This is a genomic window from Acinetobacter sp. ANC 4910, assembly GCF_004331035.1.
Lineage (GTDB): Bacteria > Pseudomonadota > Gammaproteobacteria > Pseudomonadales > Moraxellaceae > Acinetobacter.
In genome coordinates, this window is the sequence record NZ_SJNT01000015.1 from 37,726 (window position 1) to 57,547 (window position 19,822).

The 19,822-nt window shown below is 38.5% G+C and carries 22 protein-coding genes; 4 read left to right on the plus strand and 18 right to left on the minus strand.

The window, feature by feature from the left end:
* The first annotated feature begins 84 nt into the window (after nucleotides 1–84).
* Nucleotides 85–327, plus strand: a complete 243-nt coding sequence (locus tag E0H82_RS14330) for a hypothetical protein (protein WP_016167708.1) — start codon at nucleotides 85–87, stop codon at nucleotides 325–327.
* 46 nt (nucleotides 328–373) lie between these two features.
* On the opposite strand, the gene E0H82_RS14335 is transcribed toward E0H82_RS14330, so the two are convergent.
* A complete protein-coding gene (locus tag E0H82_RS14335) occupies nucleotides 374–805 on the minus strand; it encodes a hypothetical protein (RefSeq protein ID WP_131265454.1) in 432 nt (143 codons plus the stop codon).
* Nucleotides 806–943: 138 nt separating this feature from the next.
* Between E0H82_RS14335 and E0H82_RS14340 the strand changes: the two genes are divergently transcribed.
* Complete coding sequence (locus E0H82_RS14340; protein ID WP_116758980.1) at nucleotides 944–1,807, plus strand: alpha/beta fold hydrolase; 864 nt, start codon at nucleotides 944–946, stop codon at nucleotides 1,805–1,807.
* Between the two features lie 98 nt (nucleotides 1,808–1,905).
* On the opposite strand, the gene E0H82_RS14345 is transcribed toward E0H82_RS14340, so the two are convergent.
* The gene (locus E0H82_RS14345) at nucleotides 1,906–3,438 is read right to left on the minus strand and encodes a TerC family protein (protein WP_131265423.1); all 1,533 of its coding nucleotides are present in this window, start codon (nucleotides 3,436–3,438) and stop codon (nucleotides 1,906–1,908) included.
* Between the two features lie 758 nt (nucleotides 3,439–4,196).
* Between E0H82_RS14345 and E0H82_RS14350 the strand changes: the two genes are divergently transcribed.
* Complete coding sequence (locus E0H82_RS14350) at nucleotides 4,197–4,661, plus strand: MarR family winged helix-turn-helix transcriptional regulator (protein ID WP_131265424.1); 465 nt, start codon at nucleotides 4,197–4,199, stop codon at nucleotides 4,659–4,661.
* Nucleotides 4,662–4,707: 46 nt separating this feature from the next.
* Here E0H82_RS14350 and E0H82_RS14355 read toward each other — a convergent pair whose 3' ends face one another.
* The 6 genes from E0H82_RS14355 to E0H82_RS14380 form a co-directional block, all read right to left on the minus strand.
* Complete coding sequence (locus E0H82_RS14355; protein WP_131265425.1) at nucleotides 4,708–5,376, minus strand: SOS response-associated peptidase; 669 nt, start codon at nucleotides 5,374–5,376, stop codon at nucleotides 4,708–4,710.
* 30 nt (nucleotides 5,377–5,406) lie between these two features.
* Nucleotides 5,407–5,616: a hypothetical protein gene (locus E0H82_RS14360; protein WP_165492961.1), complete on the minus strand. Its 210-nt coding sequence runs from the start codon at nucleotides 5,614–5,616 to the stop codon at nucleotides 5,407–5,409.
* Nucleotides 5,617–5,656: 40 nt separating this feature from the next.
* Nucleotides 5,657–5,878 (minus strand): hypothetical protein, encoded by a 222-nt coding sequence (locus E0H82_RS14365; protein ID WP_131265427.1) that lies wholly within the window; start codon nucleotides 5,876–5,878, stop codon nucleotides 5,657–5,659.
* 92 nt (nucleotides 5,879–5,970) lie between these two features.
* A complete protein-coding gene (locus tag E0H82_RS14370) occupies nucleotides 5,971–8,136 on the minus strand; it encodes a malate synthase G (protein ID WP_131265428.1) in 2,166 nt (721 codons plus the stop codon).
* Between the two features lie 360 nt (nucleotides 8,137–8,496).
* Nucleotides 8,497–9,645: a cell division protein ZapE gene (gene zapE / locus E0H82_RS14375; protein ID WP_131265429.1), complete on the minus strand. Its 1,149-nt coding sequence runs from the start codon at nucleotides 9,643–9,645 to the stop codon at nucleotides 8,497–8,499.
* 81 nt (nucleotides 9,646–9,726) lie between these two features.
* Nucleotides 9,727–10,734, minus strand: a complete 1,008-nt coding sequence (locus tag E0H82_RS14380; RefSeq protein WP_116758974.1) for an AraC family transcriptional regulator — start codon at nucleotides 10,732–10,734, stop codon at nucleotides 9,727–9,729.
* 211 nt (nucleotides 10,735–10,945) lie between these two features.
* Between E0H82_RS14380 and E0H82_RS14385 the strand changes: the two genes are divergently transcribed.
* Nucleotides 10,946–11,854, plus strand: coding sequence for a lysine exporter LysO family protein (locus tag E0H82_RS14385; protein WP_131265430.1), 909 nt, complete (start codon nucleotides 10,946–10,948; stop codon nucleotides 11,852–11,854).
* A 369-nt stretch (nucleotides 11,855–12,223) separates the two neighbouring features.
* Here E0H82_RS14385 and pyrF read toward each other — a convergent pair whose 3' ends face one another.
* From pyrF to E0H82_RS14435, 10 genes are all read right to left on the minus strand, one after another.
* Nucleotides 12,224–12,904: an orotidine-5'-phosphate decarboxylase gene (gene pyrF, locus E0H82_RS14390; protein ID WP_131265431.1), complete on the minus strand. Its 681-nt coding sequence runs from the start codon at nucleotides 12,902–12,904 to the stop codon at nucleotides 12,224–12,226.
* 36 nt (nucleotides 12,905–12,940) lie between these two features.
* Entirely contained in the window at nucleotides 12,941–13,300 is a 360-nt protein-coding gene (locus E0H82_RS14395; RefSeq protein WP_116758971.1) for a lipopolysaccharide assembly protein LapA domain-containing protein, read from the minus strand.
* Between the two features lie 17 nt (nucleotides 13,301–13,317).
* Nucleotides 13,318–13,620: an integration host factor subunit beta gene (locus tag E0H82_RS14400; protein ID WP_116758970.1), complete on the minus strand. Its 303-nt coding sequence runs from the start codon at nucleotides 13,618–13,620 to the stop codon at nucleotides 13,318–13,320.
* 162 nt (nucleotides 13,621–13,782) lie between these two features.
* Entirely contained in the window at nucleotides 13,783–15,459 is a 1,677-nt protein-coding gene (rpsA, locus tag E0H82_RS14405; RefSeq protein ID WP_131265432.1) for a 30S ribosomal protein S1, read from the minus strand.
* 108 nt (nucleotides 15,460–15,567) lie between these two features.
* The gene (gene cmk, locus E0H82_RS14410) at nucleotides 15,568–16,251 is read right to left on the minus strand and encodes a (d)CMP kinase (RefSeq protein WP_131265433.1); all 684 of its coding nucleotides are present in this window, start codon (nucleotides 16,249–16,251) and stop codon (nucleotides 15,568–15,570) included.
* Nucleotides 16,252–16,268: 17 nt separating this feature from the next.
* Nucleotides 16,269–16,700: an SRPBCC family protein gene (locus E0H82_RS14415; protein ID WP_131265434.1), complete on the minus strand. Its 432-nt coding sequence runs from the start codon at nucleotides 16,698–16,700 to the stop codon at nucleotides 16,269–16,271.
* Between the two features lie 58 nt (nucleotides 16,701–16,758).
* Entirely contained in the window at nucleotides 16,759–17,274 is a 516-nt protein-coding gene (gene tadA / locus E0H82_RS14420; RefSeq protein WP_131265435.1) for a tRNA adenosine(34) deaminase TadA, read from the minus strand.
* Nucleotides 17,275–17,277: 3 nt separating this feature from the next.
* Nucleotides 17,278–18,402, minus strand: coding sequence for an enoyl-CoA hydratase/isomerase family protein (locus tag E0H82_RS14425; protein WP_131265436.1), 1,125 nt, complete (start codon nucleotides 18,400–18,402; stop codon nucleotides 17,278–17,280).
* Nucleotides 18,399–19,112, minus strand: a complete 714-nt coding sequence (gene ung, locus E0H82_RS14430) for a uracil-DNA glycosylase (protein ID WP_131265437.1) — start codon at nucleotides 19,110–19,112, stop codon at nucleotides 18,399–18,401. The genes E0H82_RS14425 and ung overlap by 4 nt, the downstream gene beginning before the upstream one ends.
* Before the next feature lie 42 nt (nucleotides 19,113–19,154).
* On the minus strand, nucleotides 19,155–19,751 hold the full coding sequence (locus E0H82_RS14435) for a 6-pyruvoyl trahydropterin synthase family protein (protein ID WP_131265438.1): 597 nt from the start codon (nucleotides 19,749–19,751) through the stop codon (nucleotides 19,155–19,157).
* Nucleotides 19,752–19,822: the final 71 nt, after the last annotated feature.

Genomic DNA, 19,822 nt, shown 5'->3' on the forward strand with positions numbered 1-19,822 from the left:
ATACCCTTTAATTCGAAGTACAACATTAGTAACCAATCCGACCAAAACACTTAGGTTTAGGTCAAATTCATAGGAGGGATGGAGATGTTATCATTACATTTCAACAAGCAAGTCTTCATTAACGCTCTAAAAGCAAACAAGAATATGGTCACGTACTTAAGTACAACTGTGGCACTTATGCTGACTTTGCTTTTTCACGGACTTATTCAAGGGCATCTGAAAGCCGAATATTTTGCATACGCTCTTTTCGTCTCTGCAGCATTTTACAGTTGGGCTGTCATTGATCAAAAAGTCCGTGCCCAGAAAAAGTCTAAGAATTTCGATTGAACAGATGGATGATTATTCATCCATCTTTAAAAAAGTATATAAATAATTAAAATAAATTAAGTCCCGCACCTAGCACTAACATTCCCGTCGCAAACAGTTCACCTACCACCAGTAAAACCATTGCTAAAGTCATCATCGTTCGTGGTAGAACCTTATTACCCAATTGATGTGGTACTTTAAATTGATTCGTTGTGTCTTTTAAATAACCATGCAACACATAGCTCAATATTGATGCACTAAAGAAAATCAAATTAATAACCACAAAAGTCAGATTCCACATTTCTGACCAAATAGAAAACTCAGCAAGCACAGCCAAAATCAAACTTGCAGATGCATACAACAAGCTACTTCTATGCGCGATATCCACATAATAATGTGCTCTTGCCTGAGTAGAATGTCTAATCTGCCAGTATTTCCAAACCCCTGTTAACATACCCAACCACAAATACACACCACTAAAAAGAATTGCCAATTTCATAGCAATTGAAAAATGATCAAACACCGCCCCTCCTTACCCTTCTTAAATATGAATTTTCTGACTTCTAAGTCATACTTTTAATAAGTTTCTTTTTAGAACTTGGTTAAAGTAATCTAAAACAGCAAATACATAGTGCTTATGAACACTCAACCTCAATCGATTCAAATACAATGTGCTGATGGCTATCAATTAAGTGCAAAACTCTATCAAAATCAAATAAATTCCGACAAAACCTTCCCCATTCTGATTTGCCCTGCCACTGGGATCGTGAAAGAGTTTTATCACGCTTATGCAGAATGGCTAAATAGTCTTGGACATACTGTCATGTGTTTTGACTTTAGAGGAATTGGCGCTTCATTGCATGGCCCATTGCACCAATCTGAAGCAACCATTGTCGATTGGGGGCAATTAGATATTACAGCCGCAATTGATTGTCTGTTAGAACAAACTCAAGCCGAAAAAGTGATTCTCCTTGGCCATAGCGCGGGTGGACAACTCCTTGGTATTTCATCAAATTACAACAAAGTCGCCAAAATCATTGCTGTTGCGGGATCAACAGGTCATGTCCGCAGCTTAAAAGGTAAAACCAAATTCCTTGCACCCATTATGTTCAATGTCATTTTCCCAATTTCGAGCAAACTCAAAGGGTTTGGCGCCACCAAAATGATTGGAATGGGTGAAAACCTCCCCAAAAATGTTGCAAAGCAATGGGCTGAATTTTGTGGTACACAAGGTTATGTGATGCATGCGGTAAAGAAACAACGACTCCCTGATTACCATAGCAAGATTACTTGCCCCATTACTGCAATTTGGGCATCAGACGATGAAATTGCAACTCACCCCAATGTTCAAGCACTACTCGACCTTTACCCAAATGCTGCAACGGCGATGATTGAACTTAAACCAAAGCAATTTCAACACAAAAGCATTGGTCATATGCAAATGTTCCGCAAATCACATCGTAATATTTGGGATTTAATTGAACAGCAACTTTATATTTAGTTTTCCCCATCAAGCTGCCTTTATCTCCAATCCAGCTTGATGGCTTTTTATTCCATAAAAAACGCCCGATTGTTCGGGCGTTTTCATCATTACATGACTTAGTGGCGATAAATGATTGTCACGAATTTTATGCGATTTTCGTCTAATTCAGTAACTTCAAAATGCACACCTTGATAATCAAGCTGCGTGCCAACTCGAACTTCGCCTTGTGCCTTATCCAGAATCAGACCAGCTACAGTCATATAACCAGCATCATCTTCAACTAAATCAAAAACACCGAGTTCAAGCTCAAGTTGATATAAATCCAACATGCCAGAAGCTTTCCATGTTTGATCATTAATTTTGACCAAGTCTAATTGCTCATCAGCATCAGGGAATTCACCTGCAATTGCCTCAAAAACATCTAGTGGAGAAATTAAGCCTTTTACATTGGCAAATTCATCTGTGACCAGAACCAATGAACCTTTTGATGTTCTTAACGTATTAATCGCATCAATCACTTTCATCTTTTCAAAGATAAAAATTGGACGTTGGCGTTTGATCAGTGATTTTAATGCTTCTTCATCATCATCCAACACATCAAGTAATTCTTTCGCACGCACCACACTAATGACTTTATCCAAGCTGCCGCGACAGACGGGAAATAAACTATGTGGCACTGCGAGTACCTGCTCCCGAATTTTTTCAGGAGTATCATTTAAATCAATCCATGAAATCTGATTACGAGGCGTCATAATTGAAGCCACTGAACGCTCTGCCAGAGTTAATACTCCACCAATCATATAGCGCTCTTCAGCTGCAAAGGCTTCCTGAGCTTCAATTTGCTCGGCATCCATATGAGAAGGTTCAACCTTTCCACCCATTAATTTTAAGATGGAATCTGCGGTACGATGACGCAATGGAATCTTAGATTCATGTTTCGCCACATTGCGCTTGGAATATTGGTTAAAGGCTTCAATCAAAATTGCCACACCAATACCCGAATAAATATAACCTTTCGGAATATGGAAACCGAATCCTTCCGCAATTAAGCTAATACCAATCAACAATAGGAAACTTAAACACAGAATAACAACTGTAGGGTGACGGTTTACAAAGCTAGTGAGTGGCTTAGATGCAATTAACATCACAATTACTGCAATAGTTACCGCCGCCATCATCACATAAATATTATCTACCATACCAATGGCAGTAATGACCGAATCTAGAGAAAAGACCGCATCAAGTACAATAATTTGCGCTACGACTGCCCAGAAACCAGCATATACAACTGAAGATGTTGATTTAATTTCAGGTTTGCCTTCCATTTTCTCGTGTAACTCGGTCACCGCTTTATAGACCAAGAACAGTCCACCGAAGAGCAAGATTAAGTCACGCCCTGAGAAAGATAAATCGGCAATTTGAATGAGCGGTTTGGTTAAAGTCACCAACCACGAGATAACGGACAACAACCCCAAACGCATAATCAATGCGAGAGAAAGACCAATAACACGCGCTTTATCGCGCTGCTCTGGTGGAAGTTTATCTGCCAAAATGGCAATAAAGACTAGGTTATCAATACCTAAAACAATTTCTAATACAATTAGGGTAAGTAAGCCAACCCAAATTCCTGGATCTAATAAGAATTCCATTATTGACGCACCTCGATTAACTCAAGGCAAAATTTTAATAAGCTAGACCTGCACGGCGACGGATCCATGTAAAACCTCTTTTTAACAATAGATGGTTTTATTATGCATACTCTTTTTGCATTGTAATTACTTTTTTAATTTTTTTTACAAAATCAACTTATTAGATTTGATTTTAAAGAAAGATTAAAATATCATCCATTGATACAATTCAAATACATTGGTCGAGTTGATTGTAACAAAACAAAAAAACTGAATAGTCATAAATAATTTAACACAACCTGCTTAAGGATTAATTTTAAATCAAATTATTGATTTTATTAATTATTTATCATTTAAATATATCTTTTTTTTAGATTAATGTTTTAAATGACAGAAATGTTTTGTAAACAAAGCCAGTTTTCAAAACATTTTTTTATACTAAAATGAAAAACTTATATGGAATATCAGTTTATTTATTACTCAATATGTATGGTAAATGAATTGCCTATTCAACCCAGATTTATTTACAGGATTGGTTGCTATGACAAAAGGAACAGGATTGACCTTTTATCTACCCTTAATGTGCATTCTTAATTTGCACCAAAACCATACTCATTTAGACCTAGAGCAGCCATTTAAACTCCCTCGGGTGTAACTCGTCATCAAGTCACTTCAGATACACAAACTGTATTTTGAAAATCTAATCACATTTATATTGCCTAATATGTCATGTTTCACATAAAATTAAGCAATATAAAAATAAATATCTGGAATCACATATGACTAAAAAGTATGCGAAGTTTTTACCTACCACCGATGACTTCACCTTAGAAAACTTTCCTTTTTTTTGGATAACTCAGGTTTATTCACAACACGTGCAAAAGGTCGATCAAGTCCTGAAAAAGTACGGCTTGGATAATTCTCGTCGTCGCATTTTACTTGCTTTAAAATCTAAACCGAATGCCAGCGTATCTGATCTTTCTGATATGGTCGTATCCAAAATGTCTACGACCACAAAGATTGTCTATCGTCTTAAGGACGAAGGCTTGGTTAACACCTATTCATGTGAAGATGATGCGCGTATAACACGGGTCATCCTTACTGAAAAGGGTAATGAAATGACACATAAAATCAATGATTTGACTAGCGCTGTTCTTGAACAATCATTTGAAGGCTTAACCCCTTTACAGATTGAAAAAATGATGGATAGCTTGAAGCATATTTTTAACAATCTTAATCATTAATTTATAAAATATAAAAAGGGTTTCTGAATAGAAGCCCTTTTTATATTTAAAAAAGATCAAACATATTCAACTGAGGTGTTGGCTTTTCTAGTTTTACCTTAGGTACATGTGAGCACTCAAACTCTTCGACTGGAAATCCCTGCATAAATTCAGTCATTTGATGCGGCTGTTTTAAGCTTAGCCAATGATCAAGACGCTCATGCGGAATGACGACAACTGATCGTTTTACATCACCAAGTTCATGAAACTCTTTCATCATAGAGTGGTCTATTGCGTCCATCGTCAACATGGCAGCGGAACGAATAATTTCATTATTGATTTTGCAAATTTCATAAATTGCGGCAATAAAAAAGGCTTTGCCGTCTTTACGCCGCACACCCCATCGTTGTGGTTTATTTTCAATATATTTACTTTCATAAAACTCAGTGACTGGAATGACACCAAACTTACATTTATAAGCCGCATCCTGAAAGCTTGGCTTCTCAAAAATAGTTTCATGCCTAGCGTTATAAGTACGCTTAGAGGGACTAACATCCTCAGCCCATTTCGGCACCAAACCGAACAATACCTCTCGCCACTCCAACCCATGTTCAGATTGAAACAATAGCGGAGTTTTATAACTTGGGTAAACCTCTTCCAGATATTCAAATGGAATTTGTGGCAAACCCAATTGCTGTAGTTGTGATAAGGTTAAAGATTTAAAATTGGCGCACATTTATTGAATCCAATGGATGCTATCTTTCATTTAATGATGAACCAGAATTCCCATTTCAGTCACAAAATAAGTATTAGAATCTGCAACTTCAATATTATAGACATAATCATAGTAAGCTTTACCACCACAAGGGATGAATCTTCCAATCGTCTCACTATACAACTCAACAAGTTCCCTACCTTTATCCTTATCCAAGTATAAATAATCTCTTTCATCTTGTTTTATTAAGGTTTCAGGCAATACCCCATAATGTCGAATGATCCTCGCTAGATAGTACTCATCATCTTGATGTAATAGGATTGTTCTTTAATGCAAAAACCTCTGGAATTGGAGACATCGTTGGATATTGATTATCAGACTTCAATATATTTAGAACAGGCTTATACTCAATTTTACCTATTCCGTTGCTGTGGTGTGAAAGCACTAAATCACCTATTTTAAGCTGCTCAATCAGTACTAATTCTTGCTCTGTATGTAGCCATGTCCCTGCAACAAAAACCATTTTCTTTTTGTTATTGCATTTTATAGATTCCTAAAAAACAAAGACCTTTCAAAATTGAAAGGTCTTTGTCAGATTCACGTAACTAATCGAAATTAGTCACCTGTATAGCCTTTTAATTTCAAACGTGCAGCGTGTAACAATGGCTCAGTATAACCAGAAGGCTGAACACCACCTTTGAAAATTAAATCAGAAGCTGCTTGGAAAGCGATATTGTTATCAAAGTCTGTTGCCATTGGGGTATACAATGGATCTTCAGCATTTTGACCGTCTACAATTTTAGCCATGCGCTTCAACACTTCTTCAACTTGTGCACGAGTTACAATACCGTGACGCAACCAGTTTGCAACGTGTTGTGAAGAAATACGTAATGTTGCACGATCTTCCATTAAACCAACGTTGTTGATATCTGGAACTTTAGAGCAACCTACACCCAAGTCGACCCAACGCACTACATAACCCAAGATACCTTGACAGTTATTTTCAAGTTCATTGTTAATTTCATCTGCAGACCAGTTTGTTTCTGGAGCAAACGGAGGCGTTAACAAATCATCTAGAGAAAGCATTTGTTCAGCTTTCAATTGATCTTGACGTGATTTTACATTGACTTGATGGTAATGCATTGCATGTAGCGCAGCACCCGCTGGTGATGGCACCCAAGCACATGATGCACCAGCATTTGGATGTGCAGCTTTGGTCGCTAACATATCTTTCATACTGTCTGGCTTAGGCCACATACCTTTACCAATTTGCGCCTTACCTTGCAAACCACACTCCAAACCAATTGCTACGTTACGGTTTTCGTAAGCTGCAATCCATTTTTGTGTTTTCACTGCTTCTTTACGAACAACTGGTGCTGCTTCCATAGAAGTATGGATTTCATCACCTGTACGGTCCATAAAACCTGTGTTAATAAAGATCGTACGGTCTTTAGCAGCCTCAATACAGTTTTTCAAGTTCACTGATGTACGGCGCTCTTCGTCCATAATACCGATTTTTAAAGACTTCGCTGGTAAGCCAATTGCTTGTTCTGCACGTTCAAACAATTCAACTGCAAATGCAACTTCTTCTGGTCCATGCATTTTTGGTTTAACGATATACATCGAGCCTTTACGAGAGTTCTTGTTCTCATTTTGACCACGAATATCTGCAACACTGAGTAACGGTGTTACCAACGCATCCATAATGCCTTCAAAAATTTCTTCACCATCGACCAAAATAGCAGGGTTCGTCATTAAATGACCGACGTTACGTAGAAGCATTAACGAGCGACCATGTAAAGTTGTCGTACCACCAATCAAGTTTTTAATGGTACGGTCTTTATTTAATGTACGAGTAATGGTCTTGCCATTTTTCTCAATCGATTCTTGCAAATCACCTTTCATTAGGCCCAACCAGTTACGGTAGCCTTCTACTTTTTCTTCTGCATCAACAGCCGCCACAGAATCTTCTAAATCCTGAATCGTTGTAATTGCTGCTTCAAGAACTAAATCTTTAACACCTGCAGCATCTGTTTTACCCACTGGGCTTGTCGCATCAACTTCAATAATGACATGTAAACCATTATTGAGTAGAACAACTTCTGATGGATTCGCTTCTTCACCATTGAAGCCAACAAATTGTGCTTCATGTGCTAAACCAGTTGTAGAACCATCTTTTAAAGTCACAACAAGTTTATTATTTTCCACTGCATAACGTGTAGCGTCTGCATGTGAACCTTGTGCCAATGGGAAAGTTTCGTTTAAGAAATTTTTAGCAAATGCAATAACTTTGTCACCACGTACAGGGTTATAGCCTTTACCTTTTTCTGCGCCACTTTCTTCTGAGATTACATCGAAGCCGTAAAGTGCATCGTATAAAGACCCCCAACGAGCGTTTGCCGCATTTAAGCAATAACGCGCATTACGCACAGGTACAACCAATTGTGGTCCTGCCAATAATGCAACTTCTTCATCAACATTTTCTGTGCTGATCTGGAAATCTTCTACTTCTGGTACCAAGTAGCCAATTTCTTTAAGGAAAGCTTTGTAAGCTTCTAATTCAAATGTGTTGTTGCGGTGCCATTCATCAATTTTAGCCTGAAGATCTTCACGCTTAGCTAAAAGCGCTTTATTTTTTGGGCTAAGATCGACAACGACTTGCTCAAAGTTTTTCCAGTATGTTTCGCTGTCCAAACCAGAACCTGGTAAAGCTTCATTCTCGATGAAATCGTAAAGTTCTTTAGCAATCGCTAACTTACCCTTTTGAATACGTACAGTCATTGTCTTTCCTGATATTGCTACTTTTTATAACAAGAGATTCCAGTATACCTATTTATACTTTTCTGAATACGAATATCACATTCCTAAATAGTAAGCATTTTCTGTGCAATAAATATTGACTTCATCAAATAAAATCCTATTTAGTTTGTATTATCACGTTCATGAATACTCTTTTTACAGTGTATTAAGTTTTTGAAATGTCGAAATTAGACTTAAGTTCAGCGTTACTTCGAACCTGCCTCATTTCTTGAATTTTTACTTGTTTTGAGGTATTCACATTTCCTTATACAAGAAAAAATGTTGATTTAACATACAATACTTTCACCCATAAAAAAACGCCATTTAATGGCGTTTCTTTATTTATTCGTTAAAATCTTTGGCAGATTTCTCAATGAGTCGGTGTTCTGAATGCAAATAGTCATCGGATTGCATTTCAAGTAAGCGCGAACGTGTCCGTTCAATTTCAAATGCTAACTTTTCACCTTGATAAATATCAATGATCGTATCTTGCGACGTCAGCAACAATTTGACTCCGCGGTCATAAAACTCATCGACCAAATAAATGAATCGGCGAGTCCCTTCCGACAGATAATCAGTTAAATGCGGGACATTACTTACCAGTACAGTGTTATAGATATTCGCAATTTCAATAAAGTCGGCTGGACTACGAGGTTTCAAGCACAGTTCAGAAAACTCACACCACAATACATCTTCAGTATGACCAATAGTTTCTACCAGACGGTTATTGATCACAATCGGTTCTTGCGACTGATGCTGAGTTTGAGTCAATGCCGTAAAGCGCTGAGCAATCCAAAGTTTATGGTCATGCGTTAATGGATGTTTAAACAATTGCGCTTGCTTTAATACCCGCAAACGATAGTCTACACCCGCATCTACATTCAAAACGACACAATTCTTCTTAACCATTTCAATGGTTGGGATAAAGCGATCACGATGAATACCATTTTTATAAAGACCGTCTGGCGCAATATTTGATGTTGCGATCAAGGTAATTCCGCGATTAAATAATTTCTGGAATAACTCACTCAGAATCATTGCATCAGTGACATTGGTCACAAAGAATTCATCAAAACAGATAATCACTGCTTCTTTATAAATTTGATCTGCAACCGCATCCAAAGGATTACGCTGACCAGACAATTTATTCAGCTCACGATGAACATGTTGCATAAAATGATGAAAATGCATGCGTGTTTTACGACGGAATGGAATCGAATCATAAAACTGATCCATCAACCATGTTTTACCACGGCCTACACCACCCCACATATAAACACCTTGTGGGGATGTCTGACGACGGAAGCGACGAAATGCTTTCTTTGATGCCTTATAGCGTTGAATCAGTTCTTGCCAGACACGATCTAACTCGTGCACGGCCTGCGCTTGAGCTTCATCAGGCATAAATTGACCGGAGGCTAAGGCTTGTGCATAACGTTCAGCTGGCGATAAAGGAGCAAAGGCGGTGCTGTGAAGATTTAAATCCGACATATCTTGATTACTATTTTGGTCTGACGAAAGTATAACGAAAATTGGAGAACAATAAATAAAACTTTGGCATGAGTCCAAGCACTACTTGGAATATTGCCGAGGACTGCGTCCAAACCACCGTTTAAAGGCATGATTAAATGCCGCTGGTTCAGAATAACCCAGTAATTCAGCAATCATTTCAATGGTGTACTCCTGATATTCAATTAATCTCAGAGCTTTTTCCTTAATTAACTGCTCTCTAATCTGTTTATAACTGCTATTTAACTGCTGCAACTGGTGTCTTAAAGTACGCTCAGGAATGTGTAATGCCTGTGCTGTTTTCGCCATAGTCGGAATAACACCTTGCTGTAAATCCAAATAATCCTGCACACGCTCTACCAAATCAGGCACTGCCGATTGCTGAGACAATCTCTTCATTTCAGCCTGACATTTATAATCATAAATACGGAAAGTCATTTGATCAGCCGAAGGAATTTTAATATCCAAAACTGCTTCATCAAACCAAAAAGCGGCATAAGACTTTGAAAATGTAATATCCAATCCATAGTATGCCTGATACATTGCCAAAATCTCGGCATTTTCAGGCGGATCAAAAGGCAGCTCAACTTTAAGCTGAGGCACACTTAAGCCCATCTTCTTATACAACTCTTGAATAAATTTGTATGTACCCGCCAATTCAGATTGTGCACGCAACATATTTAGTTCATCGGTTAAATCATTGGCTTCATAACACAATGCCACCTGATGATTCTGAAATTTTAAACTCAGTTTAGCTGTAAGATGTGTTAAAGGTTGATATGCAATAACCTTTTCAAGTGCGACTCTAATATTATCACTGGTCACCAATAACATTAATAAAGGACCATATCCAGCTAATGCATAATGCTGCCCAATATTTAGGCCTTGCTCAGAAGAAATATGCTCACCTAAGACCATCAATACATCACGTTCCAAACTGGGCTGAATAATGGCAGTTGGATCCAACGCATCCGCACTTAAACCAATACTTTTTAATTGCTGATCAATATCAATCCCAGCTTTACGCATCGCTTGTATTAAATACATGAGACTGAGAATCGATCTTTTCATATTTGTGTCAATAAAGATAAGAACCCTTTTTTAACCCAATTCTTTGTATTTGAAAATTGCCGAATCTATCAAACTACAATCGTATATAAAGATATACTTCTTTATTACGCTTGTACCGAACCTTAAAAATCTTGACTTACCTTTGCATGAGTCACTGCAACATTCACACACTTAAGCTATGATGGCACAACACTAAATTATCACTTGACCTATGCAAGCCTTTATACTGATATCTCAGCTTCTTTTATGTTTAACCGCTGGATATGTCTTTGCCAAAAAAATTCCAAATAGCTTTATTAAACTATGTTTTAAAGTTTTACCGTATTTTTCTTATCTACTCTTAATCGGGATTAGCATGGAATTTACCCATGCCCTTGAAAATATTCATGGCTCTTCGCATATATTAACCAGCGCAACCACATTGGCTTTTTTTACGACAATAGGGTCATTTTTATGTTGTTTTGCGCTTTATAAATTTATTGGCATACAACCCGTTTCAGGCAAAATCTCACTTACCCTACTATTCAAGTCTTTCATTAGTATTTCCTATGCTTGTTTAGCGTTAGCTACAGGATTTCTTTTAGCAAAATTACTGGAAAATGTTGGAATTTCAGTTCCAGTTAATACTTGGTATTTACTGCTAGTTTTCATGTTTTTAATTGGACTCGATCTTGCATTTAGCCCTTTAGATCGCTCTTGGTTAAATTTTAAAATTCTTTTGGTCCCCATCGGCTGCATTATCGGTTCAATTATTGGGGCTTTGCTGTGTAGTATTTTTCTGGATCAACTTCAACTGAAAGATCTGATTATGTTGTCGCAAGGTTATGGTTTCTACTCGATGAGCGGAATTGTCGTCACCGAACTTAAAAATCCTGCATTAGGTAGTATTGCACTGATTAATGATTTATTTCGTGAAATTTTTGCAATCGTTCTTATGTATTGTATTGGTTGGCGTTATCCGCGCTCAGCAATCGCTTCAGCAGCAGCTACTGCTATGGACGTCTCACTCCCCATGGTCAAACAAGCTTGTGGCAATGACTTTATTCCTCACGCTATGGTCAGTGGTTTTATTCTCTCTATACTTGCACCCATTGCTGTTAGTGTACTTGCTGCACTTTAGTGATTTTAGAATTCCCTTGGCATTGAATGTGATATTTCCATGCCAAGAAAAGATAAATTAAATACGATACACCAACTAAAACCCATATTGATACTACCAATAATTTCAACCGCAACATTAATGATGGCATATCCAATATTGAGCCTATCGATACCAAATACACAATCAACAGATCTGTCTTTTCATCTACCTTCTGAGTTTCTTACAAAGAGTGCTAAAGCTCAGAAGCTTTCTCAAGCTCTTCATTCTAACTACCAAATAAAATAACTGTAGTTATTAGTACATACCCGCTCTTCTTATTGTATTAACTTATATAAAAAAGCCTTTCACTAGAAAGGCTTTTTTATCGAGTATTTGCAATATTAAAGATTACAGTGTTGCCAAAATATCTTTTAAGGTTTGACACGGATTCTCAGATTTCGTAATTGGACGACCAATCACCAAATGCGTAGAACCATCTAACATCGCTTGTTTTGGCGTAACAATTCGCTTTTGGTCATCTGCATTAGCACCTTCAGGTCGAATACCCGGCGTCACCAAAGCAAAATCTTGACCTAACAATTCACGCAACATTTTTGCCTCTTGAGCTGAACACACCACCCCATCTAAACCACTATCTTTCGTTAAAGCTGCTAGACGCTTTACTTGTTCAAATGGCTCAACATCCAAACCAATATCACGCAAGTCTTCACGCCCCATAGATGTCAGCACAGTCACAGCAATCAGTTGAGTTTGATAACTCCCTGCCTTTAAAAGCTCCACACAGGTTTCCATCATCTTACGGCCACCTGATGCATGTACATTCACCATCCACACACCCAAATCTGCTGCTGCACATACAGCTTGTGCCGTGGTATTTGGGATATCATGAAACTTCAAATCCAAGAAAACTTCAAAACCTTCTGTGTGTAAGGCTTTAACCACCGATGGACCTTCATGAGTAAATAACTCTTTACCAACTTTTACTCGGCATAATGCAGGATCTAACTGCTCTGCAATGTGCAATGCATCAATTTGGCTTTTAGCATCTAGTGCAACAATGATACTCAAGAGAATTTACCTTTGATTAGACAAAAAGAAAGCCCATTATAATGGGCTTTTATTATCGTTTGTTACATCAAATACAGTTTTTTCATGCCTGACGTTCGCAGCTGCCTCAGCAGCTGCTAATTGTGCAGCTTGAATTTGTTCTTTTCGAAGGTGATCAATATCTTTACGTAAGCGTTTAATCTCCCAACTTGTTTGAAACACTCGGAATACTTGTACACCAAGTAATAATCCGACCACCACACCCAAGGCTAAAGTCAGCAATAAAACCAAACCTAAGCGCATAGCTGGGACTTGTGTAAATAACAAATCGACCGTGACTTCAGTACCATTCTGTAAAACCAAAGCCAAGGAATAACCAAATAAAATGATTAATATGGCGACCAATACATAACGCATATACACCCCTCTTATTATTAATCTATAGCTTCATTCACCGCGTCACGTAATGCCTTACCAGGTTTAAAATGTGGAACTGCTTTTGCTGCCACTTCAACAGATCTTCCTGTTTTCGGATTGCGACCAATTCGTGGTTCACGATGATGCAAGGCAAAGCTACCAAACCCACGAATTTCAATACGACTATCAGACGAAAGTGATGCAATCATTTGATCAATCATGATCTTAACAGCTTCTTCCACTAAAGGCTCCGCTAAGTGCGGGTTTTTTAGGGAAATACGCTCAATTAAGTCAGACTTATTAAGAGCTTCAGTAGTCATCGGCGACCTCTTTAATTATCAAGCTACTTTGTACCTAAACTGATAATAACCTGTTTAAATACAAAACGGTAGCGCAATAATTAAATACTACGCTACCGTTTACAGTATTTGTGTAAAAAGTATTAGTTAAATTACATTAACAATACAATTTATACGACCTACTTAGTGGTTCATTTGAGCTTTGATCAAGTCACCAATAGTCTTAGGACCATTTTCTTGAGACACAGATGCAGTCTTCAAGTTAGCAACAGCTTCTTTCTCTTCAGCTTCATCTTTCGCTTTGATAGACAAGTTGATAGAGCGAGATTTACGATCAACGTTGATGATTTTAGCTTCTACTTCTTGACCAACTTCCAAGAATTTAGTTGCATCTTCAACGCGATCACGGTTGATTTCAGAAGCTTTTAATTGAGCTTCTACTTCGTCAGCCAACTTAACAGTAGCGCCTTTAGCGTCAACTGCAGTTACAGTACCTTTAACCAAAGCACCGCGTTCGTTAGCAGCTAAGAAATCGTTGAACGGATCGCTGTTCATTTGCTTGATGCCAAGGCTGATACGGTTGCCTTCAGCGTCTACAGACAAGATAACAGCTTCAACAGTGTCACCTTTCTTGTAACGACGAATCGCTTCTTCACCTTGTTCGTTCCAAGAAATATCAGACAAGTGAACTAAACCGTCGATACCACCTGGCAAACCAATGAAGATACCAAAGTCAGTGATAGATTTGATCGTACCAGAAACTTTCTCGCCTTTGTCGTGGTTCTTAGCAAACTCTTCCCATGGGTTAGCACGAGTTTGTTTGATACCAAGAGAAATACGACGACGTTCTTCATCAACTTCAAGAACCATAACGTCAACTTCATCACCAATCTGAACAACTTTAGATGGGTGGATGTTTTTGTTAGTGTGGTCCATTTCTGAAACGTGTACTAAGCCTTCAACGCCTTCAGCGATTTCAGCGAAGCAACCGTAGTCAGTTAAATTAGTTACGCGAGCTTTAACGATTGAACCTTTAGGGTAACGGCTCATGATCGCTAACCATGGATCTTCGCCTAATTGCTTAAGACCTAAAGATACGCGGTTACGCTCTTTGTCAAATTTAAGTACTTTAACAGTAACTTCTTGACCAACTTCAACAACTTCTGATGGGTGCTTGATACGTTTCCAAGCCATGTCAGTGATGTGAAGAAGACCATCGATACCGCCAAGGTCAACAAATGCGCCGTAATCAGTAAGGTTCTTAATAGTACCTGTAACTGTTTGACCTTCTTCAAGCTGAGCAAGAAGAGCTTCACGGTCAGCTGAAGATTCAGCTTCCATAACAGCACGACGTGATACAACAACGTTGTTACGTTTCGCATCAAGTTTGATTACTTTGAATTCTAACTCTTTACCTTCAAGATGAGTCGTGTCACGGATAGGACGAGTATCTACCAAAGAACCTGGTAAGAACGCACGAACTGGACCGATGTCAACAGTGAAACCGCCTTTAACTTTACCAGAGATAACACCAGTAACGATTTCGCCATCTTCAAAGATTTTTTCAAGTTTAGTCCAAGTTTCAGCACGTTTCGCTTTTTCACGTGATAAAACAGTTTGGCCCATACCGTTGTCAAGAGCTTCAACAACAACATCTACTGTATCGCCAACTTGAACTTCAAGTTCACGTTGTTCGTTTAAGAATTCAGCACGGTCAACAACGCCTTCAGATTTAAGGCCAGTGTCAACAGTTACCCAGTCAGAGTCGATGCTTACTACAACGCCTTGGATGACAGCACCCTTTTCAACGTTGAGGTTTAATTCGCTTTCTTCAAAGAGGGCTGCAAAAGATTCGGTCATGATATACCCGATAAAGTATGCGGTCTTGGATCAGACAAGGCCGTTTTAGTTACGCGTCTACATAGTCCGTTATAAACTGATCAAGCTATGCTTTCGCTAAAAATTTCTTTACTTAGCTAACTGCTTGTCGATATATTGAGTCATCAGGTTAAACACTTCATTAATGTTTAACTCCGAGCTATCAATAATCAAAGCATCTACTGCGGGTTTGAGTGGAGCGACTTCGCGTTCCATATCTCGTTTATCGCGAGCTTCAATATTAGCTAAAATGTCGTTTATTTTAACATCCAGCCCCATACCCTGCAACTGTTTTACCCGACGCTCAGCTCTGGATTGTGCCGAAGCGGTCAAATAAATCTTCACTGGTGCTTCTGGAAAAATTGAAGTTGCCATATCTCGACCATCTGCAACCAAGCCTGGCGCTTGTGCAAAGGCCCGCTGACGGTCAAATAATGCTGCTCTAAGTGCAGGAATTGCAGCGACTTTTGATGCGAATTCACCTACACGTTCAGTACGAATGGTTTGAGTAACATCTTCACCATCTAACAAAATCTGTGTTTCATTTGGGGTTGTTACAAATTGTATGTCTAAATTTGTTGCAATTTCAGCACAACGGTCAATTTGAGAATCAATTTCTTCCAATAGGTTTTGCTTATGCAATGACAGTCCGAGCAACCGATATATAGCACCAGAATCTAATAAGTGAAATTGATAATGTGCAGCTAATTTAGCAGCGAGAGTACCTTTGCCCGAACCACTAGGGCCATCAATCGTAATAATTTTAACTGTCATTGCTTTTCCGTTATGCCTTACACAGATTTCGCGAGTTTAGAAAAACCTAGTTTAATCGCAGAATTAAGCTGTGCAAGGATTAATTTACTGACAAAGGGAACGCGTGCTTGTAATTCAATCGTATATGTCACCAATGTTGAATCAGGTGTCAATGCTTCAAATTCAATAATCCCGAGATGGTGCTTAATGAGTGGATTCTGGATAATTTTATATTCAATACGCTGGTTTTCTTGCAGTAATGTTATTTTTTCACGCAAAGGTTTTACAGGACCAATTCCCATCCGTCGAACAGAACCCAAACCATCTGGTCTTTGTGGATCCTTTGAATCCACTACACGCTCGACTTGAATTGGTGCAAAAGCTACATTATAAGTTGCATGTTTTGCTAATAAATCAAAAACTTGTTGAATTGGGGCTTCAAATTTCTTTTTAACTTGAATTGAATTCATATATACATCCATCTTGACAATTTTTATTGTCATTAAATTCTACATGAAATTGACTTAATTAATCTGAACCATCAAGTTTTTCTTGTCTTTTTTGCTCTTTCTTCTGCTGACGACGCATTCTAAAGAAATCGCTTAATTGCTGAGAACATTGCTGCTGCAAACACCCAGAAACTACTTCAAACTGGTGATTATAATAGCCCGTTTCCAATAACTTACGTGCACTCACCAGAGAACCCGCTTTAGGTTCAGTTGCTGCAAACACCACTTTAGCAACACGCGAATGAATTAAAGCCCCGACGCACATGGTACAAGGCTCTAAAGTTACATATAAAACTGCATCTGAAGGTAGTCGGTAATTTTGAAGTTTGTGACATGCCTGACGAATTGCTTGAATTTCTGCATGTGCTGTTGGGTCAGTTTGCGAAATGGGGGCATTATGACCCACCCCAAGAATTTGATTCTGACTGACCAAGACAGCCCCTACAGGGATTTCTTGTTGTGATGCAGCAATAGCAGCCTGCTGGTAAGCAAGCTGCATCCAATATTCATCAGAATAAAGCTCAAACTCCGTCATTAATTAGGCTAGCACACCATACTGCTTGAGCAATTGATTCCAACTTTCAATTGTCGTAACAGGAGGATTTGCAGATAAAATGCCTTTTAAGGACAAATCTGCTCCTTGAGTCCATTCTGGCGCTAAATCTTTGTCCACCAAACGTGCGCGAACACCTTCCACGAAGTCAGCATGACGAATTTTCCAATCAGAAATTTGCGTTTCTAACTCAAATACTTCATTCCAAGAGTGAATCTGCTTACCCCATTGCCATAACAACCATGTTAGCGCAGCAGTCGCAGGTGACCCTTTTTGTAAATTTTCACTGGCTTGGCGTAACCAATCACTACGGGCATCTCTCAAACCAATGATTGACTCATAATCATGTTCAAAATTCACACCACGACAAACACTTTGAATCACATCCAAAGAGTTTTGTAACGGACCCGGCCCTACAGGTCTATGCAAACTGTTTAAAGTATCATCAATTGCGCGGAAATCACCTGCTGGGTAGTGTCCCCAATCAATATTGACTAGTTTATCAAGTACCTTATCGCGGTGTGCATCACAAATATGCGTTGCCCAACCAATACTATAAGCACCAGCAGCCGTCATAATTGAGCCTGTTAAACCTGTAAACAACCCAATCGCACCACGATCTGCCAGGAAACGTGTTGCACCCACATCAGGATATAAACCAATATTAATTTCAGGCATTGCCAAACGTGAATATGGTGTCACCATACGGAAAGGGGCCGCCATAAATAGGCCTAAACCACCACCCATGACATAACCTTCACCCCAAACCAATACTGGCTTCGCATAGTTATGTAAAAGCAGATCAAGCGCATATTCCTGTTCAAAGAATTTGTTTGCTGCATCAACTTCTGAATTAATGACCAGTTGACGTAATTTACGGACATCCCCACCCGCACAAAATGCTTTTGGTGTCGTAGAATCCAGCCAAATCGCCTTTACGCGATCATCATGATGAAAATCTTGAAATACTTCTAGCAGCGCTGAGACAATAGACTCATCGAGTGCATGTAGAGACTTCGGACGATTTAAGCGTACAATACGCCAACCGTTAATTGCTTCTTCAACAAGAATATCAGGATGATAACTTTTTAATATGGGAGAATGTGTCATGCGTCCAGCTGCCAATTTATAGGCTCAATGCCATTATGTTTGAGATAATTATTTGTTTTTGAAAAAACTTTACATCCAAAAAAACCACCACGATTTGCAGCCAGTGGAGATGGATGTGCAGCTTTTAAAATTAGATGCTTATTCGGATCTATTCTTTGCCCTTTCCGTTGAGCATATGCGCCCCAAAGAATAAATACTATGTGTTCACGTTGTTCATTTAACACATCAATCACATGATCAGTAAAATTTTCCCAACCCCGCTTTTGATGTGAAGTCGGTTGACCTGCCTCAACAGTAAGCACGCTGTTCAGTAAGAGTACACCTTGTTCCGCCCAATGAGTTAAATCACCGTGACGAGGAATTTCAACACCTATATCCGCATGTAATTCATGAAAAATATTACGTAAGGATGGCGGCAATGCAACACCTCTTTGCACGGAAAAACTTAAACCATGCGCCTGATTTGGTCCATGATATGGGTCTTGCCCTAAAATCACCACCTTAACTCGCTCTAAAGGTGTTGTATTAAACGCATTAAAAATCAAGCTGCTCGGTGGATAGATTTCTTTCTGCGCTTGTTTTTCTGACACCAAAAAATCTCTTAACTCATCCATTTGTGGGCTGAGTAAGAAATCACTGAGTCCATATTTCCAACTAGCATCAAGCTGAACTTTATCCAACTTGTGTAGTTGTTGATCGGTATAAGACATGCTTATTTCCTAATCCCTTTGAATTCTTTCTTAATTTGTAAATTAAATTTTTACTTGTAAATCCACGCTCGGATTTTGGAATTTAAAGCCCTGTTTCAGCTTTTCATACATTAAAGGGTCAGTCCATTCGGATTGTACTTGTTCAGAAAATACAATTTCATCCAAAGACAATATTCCCATCTGTTTATTGTCAATATCTTCTAAAAAGCTTTGCGCATAACCTGTATCAGTTTCATGCACAATTACAGAATAGACCTCTACATCACCTTCACCATTTTGTGTTTCGGTTGATGCCAAAATCTGTTGTGCTAAAAAGAAGAAAATACGAGAAAATTGTTCCGCTGAAGGTGAAACAGGTAATGCCACCCAACGTGCACTAAATTTTTTACACGCCTGAATATACTCAGGGTCATCATGCTGCCAAAAACAAATTGCATGATCAAAACTGTCAAAAATGTCTTTGATTAGCCCTTTAAGCAGACCAAAGTCATATACCATTTGACCATGATCCAACTTCGAAGCTTTAAGTAGTAATTCAACTTTATAGCTATGCCCATGAATCGAACGCTTACAGCGGTCTGATGTGCAATTTCGCACTATATGCGCATTTTCGAACTTAAATAACTTACGAATTAACATGTGCCTTAACGGTATCAGTCATCAATGAAATAATATTAATTATAGAACAAAAGCGACCTAAAGCACATTAA